The 13,719-nt window shown below is 73.7% G+C and carries 13 protein-coding genes; 4 read left to right on the top strand and 9 right to left on the bottom strand.

Features of this window, described 5'->3' with window-relative positions:
• Positions 1-36 precede the first annotated feature (36 nt).
• Entirely contained in the window at positions 37-1,386 is a 1,350-nt protein-coding gene (locus ACFVYN_RS01970) for a glycoside hydrolase family 26 protein (protein ID WP_389991088.1), read from the top strand.
• Positions 1,387-1,405: 19 nt separating this feature from the next.
• Here ACFVYN_RS01970 and ACFVYN_RS01975 read toward each other — a convergent pair whose 3' ends face one another.
• Genes ACFVYN_RS01975 through ACFVYN_RS02015 form a run of 9 tightly spaced genes read right to left on the bottom strand, consistent with a single transcriptional unit; the run spans position 1,406 to position 11,964 of the window.
• Positions 1,406-2,503 (bottom strand): GNAT family N-acetyltransferase, encoded by a 1,098-nt coding sequence (locus ACFVYN_RS01975; RefSeq protein ID WP_389991091.1) that lies wholly within the window; start codon positions 2,501-2,503, stop codon positions 1,406-1,408.
• Positions 2,500-3,156 (bottom strand): lipopolysaccharide biosynthesis protein, encoded by a 657-nt coding sequence (locus ACFVYN_RS01980; protein WP_389991094.1) that lies wholly within the window; start codon positions 3,154-3,156, stop codon positions 2,500-2,502. Before ACFVYN_RS01980 ends, ACFVYN_RS01975 begins: the two co-directional genes overlap by 4 nt.
• Entirely contained in the window at positions 3,153-4,301 is a 1,149-nt protein-coding gene (locus tag ACFVYN_RS01985) for a glycosyltransferase (RefSeq protein WP_389991096.1), read from the bottom strand. The genes ACFVYN_RS01980 and ACFVYN_RS01985 overlap by 4 nt, the downstream gene beginning before the upstream one ends.
• A 1-nt stretch (position 4,302) precedes the next feature.
• Positions 4,303-5,058, bottom strand: coding sequence for a polysaccharide deacetylase family protein (locus tag ACFVYN_RS01990; RefSeq protein ID WP_389991099.1), 756 nt, complete (start codon positions 5,056-5,058; stop codon positions 4,303-4,305).
• Positions 5,048-6,841, bottom strand: a complete 1,794-nt coding sequence (locus ACFVYN_RS01995) for a lipid II flippase MurJ (RefSeq protein ID WP_389991102.1) — start codon at positions 6,839-6,841, stop codon at positions 5,048-5,050. Before ACFVYN_RS01995 ends, ACFVYN_RS01990 begins: the two co-directional genes overlap by 11 nt.
• Entirely contained in the window at positions 6,838-8,199 is a 1,362-nt protein-coding gene (locus ACFVYN_RS02000; protein ID WP_389991105.1) for an O-antigen ligase family protein, read from the bottom strand. Before ACFVYN_RS02000 ends, ACFVYN_RS01995 begins: the two co-directional genes overlap by 4 nt.
• Before the next feature lie 6 nt (positions 8,200-8,205).
• A complete protein-coding gene (locus tag ACFVYN_RS02005) occupies positions 8,206-9,630 on the bottom strand; it encodes an exopolysaccharide biosynthesis polyprenyl glycosylphosphotransferase (protein ID WP_389991107.1) in 1,425 nt (474 codons plus the stop codon).
• The gene (locus ACFVYN_RS02010; RefSeq protein WP_389991110.1) at positions 9,627-10,802 is read right to left on the bottom strand and encodes a glycosyltransferase; all 1,176 of its coding nucleotides are present in this window, start codon (positions 10,800-10,802) and stop codon (positions 9,627-9,629) included. The genes ACFVYN_RS02005 and ACFVYN_RS02010 overlap by 4 nt, the downstream gene beginning before the upstream one ends.
• A 49-nt stretch (positions 10,803-10,851) precedes the next feature.
• Positions 10,852-11,964 carry a DUF3344 domain-containing protein gene (locus ACFVYN_RS02015; protein ID WP_389991112.1) on the bottom strand — a complete coding sequence of 371 codons (1,113 nt, stop codon included), beginning with the start codon at positions 11,962-11,964 and terminating at the stop codon, positions 10,852-10,854.
• A 256-nt stretch (positions 11,965-12,220) separates the two neighbouring features.
• Between ACFVYN_RS02015 and ACFVYN_RS02020 the strand changes: the two genes are divergently transcribed.
• The 3 genes from ACFVYN_RS02020 to ACFVYN_RS02030 all read left to right on the top strand — a co-directional run bounded on the left by ACFVYN_RS02020 (position 12,221) and on the right by ACFVYN_RS02030 (position 13,647).
• Positions 12,221-12,460, top strand: coding sequence for a chaplin (locus ACFVYN_RS02020; protein ID WP_389991114.1), 240 nt, complete (start codon positions 12,221-12,223; stop codon positions 12,458-12,460).
• A 156-nt stretch (positions 12,461-12,616) separates the two neighbouring features.
• Positions 12,617-13,219 carry a hypothetical protein gene (locus ACFVYN_RS02025; protein ID WP_389991117.1) on the top strand — a complete coding sequence of 201 codons (603 nt, stop codon included), beginning with the start codon at positions 12,617-12,619 and terminating at the stop codon, positions 13,217-13,219.
• 146 nt (positions 13,220-13,365) lie between these two features.
• Positions 13,366-13,647, top strand: coding sequence for a hypothetical protein (locus tag ACFVYN_RS02030; protein ID WP_389991120.1), 282 nt, complete (start codon positions 13,366-13,368; stop codon positions 13,645-13,647).
• The last annotated feature ends 72 nt before the right edge of the window (positions 13,648-13,719 follow it).

Genomic DNA, 13,719 nt, shown 5'->3' on the forward strand with positions numbered 1-13,719 from the left:
GACTGAGTGTCAGTTATCGGAGAGAAAGGAGCAGGCATGTCCTCACAGCAGCGAGGGGCCCGTTCCCGACGGCTGGCGGTCACCATGGCGGCGGCCGCCGCGTCGGTCGTCCTGGCGTCGGGTCCGGGTTTCGCCGCGGGGACGGCGCGGGTCGCCGATCCTCCCGCTCCGACACCCACGGGCACCCCGCCGGTCCCACCGATTTCCTCGGTCTCGCCAGTCCCACCGATTCCGTCGGTCCCGTCGGTTTCGCCGGTTCCGTCGGTTTCGCCGGTTCCGCCGGTCCCGGTCACGCCGGTCCCACCGGTGAAGATCAGCCCCGCCTTCGGCGCCTACCTCGACTACGGCCCCCGAGGCGTGGCCCGGATCGCCGAGCTCAGCCACTGGCTGGGCGGTGCCGAGTTGCGCGTCGGGCACACCTATCTGCCCGGTGACCGCTGGACCAACATCGAGGGCCGGCACGGCTTCCTCGACGTCTGGGCGGACTGGCGTACCCGGCAGGCCGACCGGATGCTCGTCCTCAACGTGCCGATGATGGAGCGCAACGAGGAGAACGTCTCCGACGCCGAGGTACGGCTGCTGCTGCGCCGGGCCGCCGACGGGGCGTTCGACCGCCACTTCCGCGCGCTCGCCGAGCGGCTGGTCGAGCTGAAGGCGCCGGACACGGTCGTCGTCCTCGGCTGGGAGATGAACGGCACCACGTACACCCACCGCTGCGGACCCGACCCGCAGGCGTGGAAGACGTACTGGAAGCGGATCGTCACCACGATGCGCGCGGTGCCGGGCCAGAAGTTCCGTTTCGACTTCGCCCCGAACCGCGGCCGGGACGCCGTTCCCTGGACGGAGTGCTACCCCGGGGACGACACGGTCGACATCATCGGAATGGATTCGTACGACCAGCCGACCGGGCTGTCGTTCGAGGAGCAGGTGAAGGAGCCGTACGGCCTCCAGGCCCAGGTGGACTTCGCGAAGGCGCACGGAAAGCCCATCTCCTACCCGGAGTGGGGACTCTTCCGCAACGGTGACAACTCCGCGTACATGCGGAGCATGCTCGCGTGGATGGACGCGCACCAGCCGCTCTACAACACGCTGACGGACTACTGTCCGCACGGTGTCTGGCAGTGCGCAGACAACCCCAGGTCCTCGCAGGTCTACCGGTCCGTGCTCTTCGGCCGCACGGACGGCCCGGCCCCGCAGCCGACCGAGCCCGGCGGAAGCACTACACCGACGACTCCCGCCACTCCCTCGGTACCCGTCACTCCGACCGCACCGGCCACTGCCGTGCCTCCGGCCAACTGTTCCCCGGTGCAGCTGGGCGACTGGGTCGAGTACTGGCTCGGCGGGAAGCTGTGTCTGCGCCTCGACTGGTGGTCGCGCAGCCGGTGAACCCCAGGCGGCGGGTCGGTCACGGCCCGTCGCCACCGCGCTCCCTCCACCGTCGCACCAGTTCCTTGCCCCGCCGCCGGGCGGCCACGTCGCACAGCGTCGCCGACAGCAGCGGGGCGGTGCGCCGCCGGGCCAGCAACAGCCGCTGGTTGACGACCGGTTCGGGACGCCAGTGATGCTTGTACGGCTCGTTGCCGCGCAGCAGGCTCAGCGTGCCGCGCCCGCCGCTACGGGTGTGCTCGGCGCACGCGTCGAGCAGCATCACCGCCACGTCCGCCTTGCTCTCCCGCAACCGCGGATGGGCGCCGTAGAGATACCCGCCCGCCAGCCGTCGCGACAGCAGCGTCAGGTCCACGGCCACCACGTCCTCGCCGAGGCGGAACTCGGTGACCACGGCGTCCCCCGAGCGCACCATCGGCTCCACCGACCGCACCAGGTGGTCACAGAACCGCGGCCGCAGATGCTCGGACGTCACCTTCCGCCCCTGCCACTGGAGCCGGTGCAGCTCCAGCAGTCGTCGCAGCGCCGTGTCGACCTCCTCAGGGCGCACCACCTGACGCTCGACGCCGAGCGCGGTCAGCTTGCGCAGCTTGGCCCGCACCCGCTGGGCCTTCGCCGAGGGCAGCCGGGCGACCAGCTCGTCCATCGGTACGGCGGGCAGCTCCAGGCACAGCGAGTCGCTCACCCGGCGACGCGGGCCGCGCCAGTGGTCGTAGATCCGCTCGGCCGCGCCCCCGGGCCGTACCTCGCGGAAGTCGATCAGTGCGGTGCGGGCCGCGGAGGCGAGTCCCTCGGTGAGGGCGGTCACCGCCTCCTCGCCGCGCTCGTCGTCCAGCAGTACGTCCCCGTAGTCGGAGATCGCCCCGCCGAGCGGCACGAGCGTCGGCACCGGACGCCGTACCCGCATCAGCGGGGCGGCGGCGACGAGTTCGCGGCCGTCGCGGACCAGCAGGAGGCGCAGCCGGCCCGGTCTGCCGTAGGAGAGCCACCACGAGTGCAGCCAGGCGTGGCTCTGGAACGGGGTCGCCGCCGCGCACCTCCCGTACAACTCGCGCCAGTCCGAGGCGAGTTCGGCGAAGGTGGTGTCGTCGGTGACGAGTTCCACGCTGTACGTCACAGCTGCCCGTGGACATCGGCGGCGGTGGCCGGGCTGGGCACGGACGGCGGCCGCGCGGGTTCGCCCGTGGCCCGCCGGGGCCGGACCAGCAGGACGAGCCCGCCGAGCAGACCGCCCGCGCTCGCCCCCACCAGACCCGTCACCGCCGGCGACGCCGAGGACGGCCCGCCGGGGCGGGTGGCGCGGGCGAACTGCCGGAGTTCGACACGGGTGTCGGCCTGGGCGTCGTCCGCGTGCCGGGTCAGCGCGCGCGAGACGGCGTTGGCCATGTCGGCGGCGAGCTCGGGGCTCGAGGAGGTCGCCGTGATCGAGACCATCGGAGCGTCCGGCGAGGTCGCCGTCTGCACGCTCGACTGCAGCGTCTTGACCGGCACGCCCGCCCACACCTGCGCGTCCCCGAGCACGGCGAGCTGGGTGGCGACCCGGCCGTAGGCCTGCGCGAAGCCCAGTGCGGTCGCGGAGTCGGACTTCTCGGTCGGCACCGCGACGACATAGCTGGTGGCCGTGTACGTCGGCGTCCTGACCAGGCCGTACGTGCCGCCGAGCAGACCGCCGGCGAGGACACCGGCCGCGAGCAGGGACCAGGCCGGCAGCGACCTCGCGCGGGTGAGGGCGAGGGACGGGCGGTGGGGGCCGGTGGGATTCTCGGTCATGAGGAACTGACTCCGTGAGGTGACGAGGGCGAGGAGGAGTGGGCCGCCGCGTAGACGTCCATGAGGCGCGCGGCGCTGCGGGCGATGCTGTAGTGGTGGGCGGCGTCGGGCGCGGTGCGTGGGAGGGGGCCTTCGACGCGGGCCGCCGCCAGAGCCCGGGCGAACGCGTCGGGGTCGCAGGTCACGCGGTGCGCGGCCGGCGCGGAGTGCGGGGGCAGGTCCTCCACCGCGGGGCAGGCGGCGTAGCGCACGGGCAGCCCCGCGGCGAGGCCCTCCACGACGGCCAGGCCGAACGCCTCCTCGGGGCACGGCGAGGCGAGCAGATCCATCGCGGAGGTGAGCGAGGGGAGGTCGGGGCCGGGTGAGCCGTCGGGCACGCAGGGGCGTTCGCCGGTGAACAGGACGCGGTCCGCCACCCCGGCCGCCCGCGCGGTGCGCCGCAGGACGTGCTCCTCGGGCCCACCGCCGACCAGCAACAGCCAGCAGTTGTCGGGGAGCTGGGCGAGCGCGTGGATGAGTACGTCGAACCGCTTGGCCGCCGTGAGCCGGCCGATGCCGCCGACGACGTACGCGGTCTCCGGCAGTCCGAGCCGTTGGCGGGTGTGCAGCCGCCGCGCCGGGTCGAAGCGGAAGCGGGCCAGGTCGATGCCGTTCGGGATGACCTCGATCCGCGGCGCGGGCACCCCCCAGCGCCTGAGCCGGTCGGCGACCGTGGGGGAGACGGCGACCGTGGAACGGCCGAGCCGCTCGCTGGCGAGATACAGCGCCCGTACGCCCGAGGTGAGCCTGCGCCCCTCCATCTGCGAGTCGCCGAGGGAGTGTTCGGTGGCGACGACCGCCCGGACGCCCGCGAGGCGCGCGGCGAGCCGGCCGTAGACGCAGGCACGGTAGAGGTGGGTGTGCACGAGGTCGTAGCGGCCCCGGCGGATGAGCCGGACCAGACGGGGCAGCGCGGCCAGGTCGCGGTTGCCGGCCATGCCGAGGTGCGTGACCCGCACCCCGTCCGCGGTGAGCCCGTCGGCGACCGCACCCGGGTTGGTGAGCGTCACGACCTCGCAGTCGACGGGCAGGTGCCGCAGCAGCAGCCGCAGTTGCTGCTCGGCGCCGCCGACGCCGAGGCCGGTGATGATGTGCAGGGCCCTCATGTCACAGACCCTCCACAGGGCGGCGCCGCAGCCGGTGCAGCCGGAACTTCAGGAACAGGCGTACGGCGTCGTCGTTCTGTCCGACGTGGAGCCGGGGGAGGGCCAGCGGGCCGGTGAGCGGGCCGGGGTCGATGCCGCAGGCGTAGCGGTATCCGGCGCTCCGTACGGCCTCGACGGCCCGCTGGTCGAGCGTGCCGTAGGGGTAGCAGAAGCCGTTCACCGGTGCGTCGAGCAGTTCCTCCAGCGCGGCCCGGCTCTCGACGACCTCGGCCTTCAGCCGGAGGTCGTCCGCCGTGGTCAGGTCGATGTGGGTCAGCCCGTGCGAGCCGATCTCGATCCCCGCCCGTGCCGCCTGCCGGATGCCGTCCGCCGTCAGCAGCGGCTTGCGCGGGCCCAGCGGATCCCAGGCGTTGTCGCCGCCGAGCCGGCCGGGCAGCACGAAGAGGGTGGCGCCGAAGTCCAGCCGGCGCAGCACGGGCAGGGCGTGGTCGACGAAGTCGGCGTAGCCGTCGTCGAAGGTGAGTCCCGCCAGGCGCCGGCCCTCGCCGCGCGCGCGTGCGGCCAGCAGCTCGGCCATGGACACGCCCCGCACCCCCCGCAGGGCGAGCCATCTCAGCTGCTGTTCCAGCCGGTCGGGAGTGACGGTGATGCGGTACGGGTCGTCCGGGCAGTCCGACACCGAGTGGTACATCGCCACCCAGGGGGCGGGACCGCGGCGGGGCGCCGTGCGGGTGCCGGCGGAGGAGTCAACGGCCATGTGTGAGCCTTCGGGTGAGGGTGCGGGCGGCGGCCCGTACGGAGCGGAGGGCGGGTGCGAAGCCCTGGGCGCCCAGGGCCAGGCCGAGCAGGACGAACACGGCGGCCACGGTCACCGTCCCCGCCAGGAGTCCCGGCAGTGGTCCCCCGGCGCGGCTCGCGACGAGCGCGCCCGCCGGTGTCGCGACCGCGGCCGCGCAGACCGGCCGGCCCAGCTCCGCGAGCACCTGCCGGGTGCGGACGGGGATGCCGCGTCCGACGCCCCGGTACGTCGTCCCCATGCCGGCGAGCAACAGCACCGCCGTCACGGTGATCCCGGCGGCGTTGGCGGCGGCGATCCCGGACACGCCCCAGGGGCCCACCGCCCAGGAGCCGGACCACGCGGTGACGAGGATGCCCCCGGCCATCGCGCAGACCGGGTACCAGGTGGGACGGCCCGCCGAGAAGTACGAGCGGACCAGTGCGCCGACCAGGGTCTGACCGAGCAGACCGAGGGCGTACACGCGCATCACGCCCGCCGTGGCGGCCGTGTCCCGGGCGGTGAACGCGCCCCGCTGGAAGAGGACTTCGACGATCTGCGGCGCGCACGCGATCACCGTGGCCGCGCCGAGCAGCACCATGCAGGCGGCCAGCGCCAGGTCGCGCTCCACGCGGCTGCGGGCCCGCTCGGTGTCCCCGTCGGCCAGGGCCCGCGCGACCACCGGGAAGGTGACCGTGCACAGCATCAGCGACAGGGTCATCGGGATCTGGGCCACCTTCTGCGCGTAGTTCAGGTGCGAGATGGCCCCGGCGGGCAGGGCGGAGGCGAGGAAGCGCTCGACGAGGACCTGGGACTGCCGGCACAGCGCGAAGAGCAGGACGGGGGCGACGAGCGCCAGGGTCACCGCCCGGTCCGGGGTCTCGGCGGGCTCCTCCCGACGCACCGGGGAGCGACGCAACTGCCGCCACATGGCGGGGAGTTGGACCGCGACCATCAGGGCGCCGCCGGCCGCGACACCCACGGCGGCCGAACGCACTCCCCAGTCACCGCCCAGCACGAACATCGCCGCGATGATTCCGGCGTTGTACGCCACGTAGATCGCGCCCGGCATCAGGAACCGCCGGTGCGCCCGCAGCACCGCGCTGCAGTACCCGGCGAGTCCGAAGCTCAGCACACAGGTCGCGGTGAGCCGGGTGCAGTCCACGGCCAGGGCGGGATCGGGCAGGCCCGGCGCCAGGGCCTCGACCAGGTAGGGGGCGGTGGCGACGATCAGCGCGGACGCGGCGACGAAGACCAGGGTCAGGCGGGGCAGGGTGGCGGCGACCAGGGCGCGGACCGGGTCACCGGGGGCACCCTGGGCCCGCCGGGCCAGCGCCAGGCTGAACGCCGGGATCAGGACGAAGGCCAGCCCGTCCTCGATGAGCAGCGTCGACGCGAACTCCGGCACGGTCCACGCCACCAGGAAGGCGTCCGTCGCGCTCCCGGCCCCGAACAACCGGGCCAGCGACTGGTCCCGCACCAGCCCGAGCAACGCCCCGGCGACGGACAGGGCGGCGGTGACGGCAGTGGCCTTGGCGAGGAACCGCCGGGAGACGGGGGGGAGTTCGGGCACTCCAGCGGGCGGCGGGTCGGCGGTGCCACGGGCCGGGGGGACGGGAAGGGGGGAGTCGGCGAGGCGGGGGGCGGGGGGAGAACCGGAGCCGGACTCGGGGTCGGTGTCGGAGGCAGAGCTGGAGCCGGACTCGGGGTCGGTGTCGGAGGCAGACCCGGCCGACCCGGACGCATCCGGAGGTGTCACCGTCATCGCGTTCCGGCCTCCTCGGTCTCGCCGGCCCCGTCCCGTGCCGTCACGGGACCGTTCCCGTCCGCCGCCACCGCCCCGCTCCCGACCAGTCCCCACCACGCCACCACCCCGAAGCACACCGCCGTCAGTACCGTCGAGGGCCCGCCGATGTCCGCGTACGCGAAGTCCGTCAGCTGCCACACCAGCAGCCCGCAGCCGACGAGCGCGCAGTCCAGCCCGCGCCCCGAGCCGCGCGCCCGCACCAGCCCCCGCAGGCCGCACACCAGCAGGGCCAGCCAGCTGCCCCCGAGGGCGAGCAGGCCGATCAGGCCCTGTTCGGCGAGGACGAGGAGGTACATGTTGTGCGGGGACAGCAGCGGTTGCCGGCGGAAGGCCGCGCCCGCGCCCTCCGTGTCACTGCCGGCGGACAGGGCCAGCGAGGCGTGCCCGTCCCGCTGCTCGGGAAAGCCCTTCAACCCCACGCCGGTCAGCGGCTGTTCGCGCCACATGCCGACGGCCGCCGCCCACATGGTGTACCGGTCGGTCACGGACTGGTCGGGAGCGTCCGTGACCTGCGTGATGCTGTCGATCCGCTCCTGCAACTGCGCCGAACCCAGCCCGAACCCGCCCACCAGGACCACACCGACGGCAACCGCCACGGCCCCCACCACCAGCGCCCGCCGCACCCCGGCCAGCACCAGCTGCACCGAGCACGTCACGGCCGTGGCGATCCACGCACCCCGGCTGAAGGACAGCGCGAGCGGCATGAGCAGTGCGAGCGCGCACCCGGCGGCGACCACCCGTTGCCGCAGGGACGTCCGCCCGAGCGCCAGCCCGAGCGCGCAGACCAGCCCGAAGGAGACGACGGTCGCCATCCCCATGACGTCCGCCGGCCCGAAGGTGCCGACGGCCCGGATGTCCGCCCCCTGGTAGGAGGCGCCGGTCCCGGTCGCGTACTGGTGCACTCCGATCGCGCCCTGCCACCCGGCGAGCGCCACCAGCGACCAGGCCAGCAGCCGGAAGTCGCGCCGGTCCCGGACCAGCAGCAGCACGGCCACCGGGACCAGCACGAAGACCTGGAGATAGCGGCCCATCCCGGTGAGCCCGGCCACCGGCGAGGACGCGCCCACCGCGGCGACGGCCAGTCCGGCCACCGGCAGACCGAGGACGACGGCGGCCGTTCGCGACAGGGGGCGCCGCCGCTCCCGCAGCAGCCGGATCACGCAGTACAGCACCACCAGGCCGGAGACCGCGTCGGCCGGTCCCGCACCGCTCTCGGCGGTCGGCGACACCGGCAGCGCCAGCAGGGCGACCACGGCCACCACCGGCAGGACGGGAGAGAGCTCCCGTACCCGTGGCAGGCTCAGTGCGAGACTCATGCGCGCTCAGCTCCCTGTCGGACGCACGAGCGCGGCCGCGGTGCGCAGCAGGATGCAGATGTCCTGCCACAGCGACCAGTTGTCGATGTACGCGTTGTCGAACCGGCAGCGGTCCTCGATCGAGGTGTCACCGCGCAGCCCGTGGATCTGGGCGAGCCCGGTGATGCCGGTCCGCATCCGGTGCCGGGCCGCGTAACCGGGGTAGGTCTGGCTGAACTTCGTGACGAAGTACGGGCGTTCGGGCCGGGGGCCGACCAGGCTCATGTCGCCCCGCAGGACGTTCCACAGCTGGAGCAGCTCGTCCAGCGAGGTACGCCGCAGGAAGCGGCACAGCCACGGCATGTGGTGCTCGTTCGCCACGCTCCAGCGCGTCGCCGCCTCGTGCGCGTCGACCGGCCGGTGGGTGCGGAACTTCAGCAGCGTGAACGGTTTCCCGTCCAGGCCGATCCGCTCCTGCCGGAACACCACCCCCGGCCCGCCGCTCAGCCGCAGCGCCACCGCGCACACCAGCAGCAGCGGACTGACCAGCAGCAAAAGCGTCCCGGACACGACCACGTCCAGCGCCCGCTTCCCCGCGCTGCCCCGCCGCCGCGACCCCATCACCAGACGCCGGCAGGCGAACCCGGCGAGCTGCTCCCTCATCTCGTACGACGGCGACTCCGCGTCGATCTCCCACACCGCGCACCCCGACTCGGCGAGCGCCCGCAGCAACGGCCCCTGCCGTGACCGTACGGAGGGATGCACGGTCAGGACGTCCCGTACGCCGTTCTGGATGAGCGCCCGCTCGACCTCCTCGCCGGTCGTCAGCACGGGCAGCCCCTCGCCGCCGTCGGGCTGTTCGCTCACGATCCCCACCGGCCGCACCCCACAGCCCGGATGGCGCAGTACGGCGGCGGCCACGCGCTGCGCGGTCGCCGCGGGGCCGATGACGAGGGCGGCGCGCGGCCGGGTGAGCCGGGCCACGCGCTGCCACCGGCGCACGGTGCCGCGACCCACGCAGGCCGCCACCGACTGGAGCAGGAAACCGACGGCCAGCGTCGCCGGGGAGAGCGCCCGGTCCGTGTCGTACGAGGCCACCGCGGCGGCGAGGACCAGCCAGGCGACCGCGATCCTGGCGCACACGGCGGGCAGTTCGTCGAGCACGCCGGCCACCTGACGGGGTGGGTGCGGGCGCAGCAGTATCGACGCGGCCACCAACACGGCCACGAGCAGCGGCCGGAAGCGGTCACCGCTGAGCGCGAACGCCCCGACCAGGCCGGCGAGAAGGTCCGCGGTGAGCAGCGGGACCGGAGAGGCGGGGCGGGCCGTGGGCCGGCGGGCGGGGAACCGGAATCCGGCTCCCTGGTCGCGCGGCGGCATGATCGAGACGGCTGAGAATCCGAGGTCCCGGGCCTGTCCGCCGGGGGAGGGGACGGTGCTTTCCGCGGTCACGAGTGGATGGGCTCCCTGTGCTCGGTGGGCGCGACGCGCGCGGCGAACTCGGCGTCGAGCAGGTCGCGGTACAGGCCCGCCACCGCCTCGGACGTGCGCCGCACGTCGTGGGTGGACAGGACGTGACGGCGGCCCTGGTGGCCGAGCGACTCGCGCAGCGACGGGTCGGGCAACAGCGCGGCGACGGTGCCGGCCAGTGCCGCCGGGTTCTCCGGGGGCGCCAGGCAGTGCGGTGCGAGGGCGGGCGGCAGGCTCTCCCGGGCGCCGTCCACGTCCGTCACCACCACGGGCCGCCCGCAGGCCATCGCCTCCAGCGGGGCGAGCGCCATGCCCTCCCAGCGCGAGGGCAGCACCACCAGATCGGCGGCCCGGTACCAGGGCACGGCATCGGCGACGGCCCCGGTGAAGAGCACGGACCGCGGGGCCCGTTCGCGCAGCCGGTCCCGCTCCGGCCCGTCCCCGACCAGTACCAGCCGGGCGTCCGGCACATGGCGCAGCACCGTGTCCCACGCCCGCAGCAGGACGTCCTGCCCCTTCTGCCGGCACAGCCGCCCCACGCACACCACGAGCGGCGCCCCGGGATCGACCTCGGGCAGCAGTCGCGCCCGTACGGTGTCCGCGGCGGCGGGACGGAAGCGTTCGGTGTCGATCCCGTTGGGGATCACGCTCCACCGCCCCGCGATCCCGGCCCGCAGGCCCGTCCGGCGCTCCGCCTCGCTGACGCACACGGTCCGCGCGGACCAGCGCGATCCGGCCCGCTCCCAGCCGAGCGCGAGGGCGGCGGTGACGCCGCCGACGGCCTCGAACGACCAGGCGTGCGGCTGGAACACGGTCGGGATCCGCCCCCGCACGGCGAGCCGCGCGGCCAGTCCGGCCTTCGCGCTGTGCGCGTGCACCAGATCCGGCCGCACCTCCTCGATCACCCGGGCGAGCCGCCGTACCTCTCCCACGAGTGCCGGACCCGGCGAGCGCGTCGCCTCCCACCGCCGTACGTCCGCGCCCAGGACCCGCAGGTCCGCGGTGAGGGGGCCGTCCGGGCAGGCGACCGTGACGTGCAGACCGGCGGCCACCTGGGCCCGCGCCAGGTCCGTCACCACCCGGGCGACCCCGCCGTCCACGGGTTGCGTGAGGTGCAGGACCCGCGGCCTGGGGTCGGTTGCTGACTGGTGCATTGCGCGGTTTCCTCGCTCAGGGACGGGCTCGGGACGGGCCGGAACGGGCCTACTGCCGGGCGTCGACGTCGACGAAGAGCGCGCCGGCCCATGCCGCGTCCCGCTGGGAAACGAGCCGGAAGGCCAGGTGGTCACCGCCGTCGCGCAGGGCGTTTCCGAGTTCGAACACGTCCGAGTCGTAACCGAGCGTGTTCGCGTACGAGGGCACACGCTCCGGCGTGGGCGCCCCCGCCTCGGAGATCGTCGAGTTGAGTACGTCGTCCCGGGGGCCGGCGGGACCGGCGAGCACGGTGTTCGAATCGCGGCCGGTCGACACGGTGAACGAATCACCCGTGCGGCCGCGGTCGCCGTCGTACGCGACGAGCCCGGCCCGGCCGGTGCCGTTCCTCGGCAGGCGCAGCCCGCCCAGGCGGATCTCCTGGGGGGGACGGGAGTTCAGGGCGTCGAAGCCGTCCCAGAGGGAGAGGTGCCGCAGGGGGCGGTCCGGGTTCTCGTACGCCACCACCAGCGTCCAGCCGCCCCACGCCCCGGCTGTCGACCTGCCCATCGCCGCGTTGATCTGAGCCACCGTGTACAGGCCCGAACCACTCTCCCGGACCAGCTTCGTGACGTCCGCCGAGGCCTGGTAGGCGTCCGCGCCGTGCGTCACCCGGTGGCCCACCAGGGTGTCCGCGAGGAGGGCCTTGTACGTGCCGCCGGGCTCGGCGACCAGCACCCGCCCGTTGTCCTTCGGCGGCTTCTGCTCGCCCACCCGCAGATTGCCGCCCCAGTACAGCCGCGCGTACGTCACCTGTGAGCCCTCGGGCAGCCGGACCGCGGCGCTGGAGGAGTTGTAGGTGTTGGGGTCGCGGTCCACGTCGACGTAGAACATGTCGAAGTCGCCGTTGATCCCTTTCCCGCCCGCGCGTACGGCCGGGCAGGAGGCCGCGGCCCGGGTACCGGTGGCACGGCAGGTGAGGGAGATGTTGGCCGCGCGGACGATGCCGCCGTGCTGAGTCGCGCGGTAGCGCTCGGTGAAGGGGAGCCGCCGCGCCTCCGCGGCCGGCGGGGCGGTCGACGGGGCGTGGACCGCCGCTTCGGCGCAGACCGGCGCGGCGAGGGCCGCCAGACAGAGCACGCCCGCCATCGCACGGCGCAGCAGTGGACCCGGGGAATTACGCATGACCGGCGTTGCCCTTTCCGGAAAATACGGCGCCCCGTGCGTGCGAAGTGCCGTCTGTGGGGGCGTCGGGAGATCCGCAACTCTAGCCGCGATCCGGACGATTACTGGCAAATCGGTCAAGCGTGTCGGAATCGCACACCCGGGGTCCCGGCGGATCACCCCTTTGGCCGCACAACCCGCGAGGGCGCCGCGCGTTGACACAGCGCCGGGCATCCCCGCCCAGGTGTTTGCGTCAACCCCCAAGGAGCAACTCTCCATGTCGCGTATCGCGAAGGGCCTGGCCCTGACCTCCGTTGCCGCCGCGGCCGTCGCCGGTGGTGCGGGCATCGCTGTCGCCGACAGTGGCGCGCAGGCCGTCGCCGCTCACTCCCCGGGTGTGCTGTCGGGCAACGTCGTCCAGGTTCCTGTGCACGTTCCGATCAACCTCTGCGGCAACACCGTCGACATCGTCGGCCTGCTGAACCCGGCGTTCGGCAACCAGTGCGTGAACGACTGACGTTCACACGTCGCTTCGTCGGCCGGCCGCCCTCCCGTGTTTCGCGCGCGGAAGAGCGGCCGGTCTGCGTTTCCCCGAACGGGGGACACCGGTTGCGGGGCTCGGTGGGTGAATTCACGGTGGGCACAGATCCGATGCTCATCGAAAGGAACACCCATGCGTGGTCTGCCCGCACGGCGTATCGCGTCCACCGCACTGTGCGCCGCCCTGCTGGTCGGCACGGCCGGTCCGGCCGCTGTCGCCGCCGACCCGGCCCGGGAGCGCGCCCGTACGGCGTCCGGTGCGCCCGTGCCCGACGCGGACGCGCTCCTCGCGCAGGTGAAGAGCCTCGGTGACCTCGGCGGCGTACTCACCCCGGTCACCGACCTGCTGAACTCCGTGCTCAAGGCCGACAACGGGCAGCTCTCCGCCGTCGAGGCGACCAAGCTCGGCACCGCCGTGAAGGACGCCATCGCCAAGGCCACCACGACGACGCCCGCACTTCCGGCCGGCACGCTCCCCGCCCCCACGAGGAGCGGTGCCACCGCCGGCGTGGCCCCCGCCGACGTCATCGGCGACGCGCTGGCCGCGCTGCAGAAGGCGATCGACGAGCTGATCAAGGCGGTGACCTCAGGAGACGCCGCTCAGGTGCCCCCGGCGGTCACCGACTCGGTGACGAGTCTCGTCAACACCGTCGCCGCGACGCTGCTGGGCGGCAAGCTGCCCAGACCGAGCCTGCCGGGCCCGCCGGGCCTTCCGGCGAACGGCCTGCCGAGCTAGCCCCGCGGCCCTTTCGCGCGGCCTTCCATGGAGCTCGGGGATCTCATATGAGGACTCACCGGAAGGGTTTCCGCTCCGGACGCAACTCGTTGGGCACGGCGTCAGAATTCTCTCTGGCGACATGAGTTGCCGAAGAAAGGAACACGATGAAGTCCCTGAAGGCCGCTGCTGTCGTTGCCGGTTCCCTGGTCCTCGCCGGTGCCGCAGCGCCCGCGTTCGCCTACAACAGCGCCGACCTCACGCCCACCAGCCTCAACGGCGCCGTGAACGCGCTCACCAGGGGTCCCATCGACGTGATGCCGCTGCAGCACCAGTCGGACGCGCTCGACACCGAGAACAAGGACTCCGTGCTCAACGCCGTGAAGGGCGCGACCAAGGACCTGAACAACGACGGCGGGATTGTCGGCGTTCTTCCCGTGGGCGGCTGATTCCGCTTTTCCCCGCACCGGAGGCATCCGGGAAATCCGGGAAAGGGGCCGATTCCGTGGTGGCCGTCCGGG

Source organism: Streptomyces sp. NPDC058307 (assembly GCF_042880295.1).
Taxonomy (GTDB): Bacteria; Actinomycetota; Actinomycetes; order Streptomycetales; family Streptomycetaceae; genus Streptomyces.

Excerpts from the sequence above, each read along its gene's own strand:
- ACFVYN_RS02000 (WP_389991105.1), bottom strand. The coding sequence starts at position 8,199 with ATGAGTCTCGCACTGAGCCTGCCACGGGTACGGGAGCTCTCTCCCGTC.
- ACFVYN_RS02030 (WP_389991120.1), top strand. The coding sequence starts at position 13,366 with ATGAAGTCCCTGAAGGCCGCTGCTGTCGTTGCCGGTTCCCTGGTCCTC.
- ACFVYN_RS02015 (WP_389991112.1), bottom strand. The coding sequence starts at position 11,964 with ATGCGTAATTCCCCGGGTCCACTGCTGCGCCGTGCGATGGCGGGCGTG.
- ACFVYN_RS02010 (WP_389991110.1), bottom strand. The coding sequence starts at position 10,802 with ATGCACCAGTCAGCAACCGACCCCAGGCCGCGGGTCCTGCACCTCACG.
- ACFVYN_RS02025 (WP_389991117.1), top strand. The coding sequence starts at position 12,617 with ATGCGTGGTCTGCCCGCACGGCGTATCGCGTCCACCGCACTGTGCGCC.
- ACFVYN_RS01985 (WP_389991096.1), bottom strand. The coding sequence starts at position 4,301 with ATGAGGGCCCTGCACATCATCACCGGCCTCGGCGTCGGCGGCGCCGAG.
- ACFVYN_RS01995 (WP_389991102.1), bottom strand. The coding sequence starts at position 6,841 with ATGACGGTGACACCTCCGGATGCGTCCGGGTCGGCCGGGTCTGCCTCC.
- ACFVYN_RS02020 (WP_389991114.1), top strand. The coding sequence starts at position 12,221 with ATGTCGCGTATCGCGAAGGGCCTGGCCCTGACCTCCGTTGCCGCCGCG.
- ACFVYN_RS01980 (WP_389991094.1), bottom strand. The coding sequence starts at position 3,156 with ATGACCGAGAATCCCACCGGCCCCCACCGCCCGTCCCTCGCCCTCACC.
- ACFVYN_RS01970 (WP_389991088.1), top strand. The coding sequence starts at position 37 with ATGTCCTCACAGCAGCGAGGGGCCCGTTCCCGACGGCTGGCGGTCACC.
- ACFVYN_RS01990 (WP_389991099.1), bottom strand. The coding sequence starts at position 5,058 with ATGGCCGTTGACTCCTCCGCCGGCACCCGCACGGCGCCCCGCCGCGGT.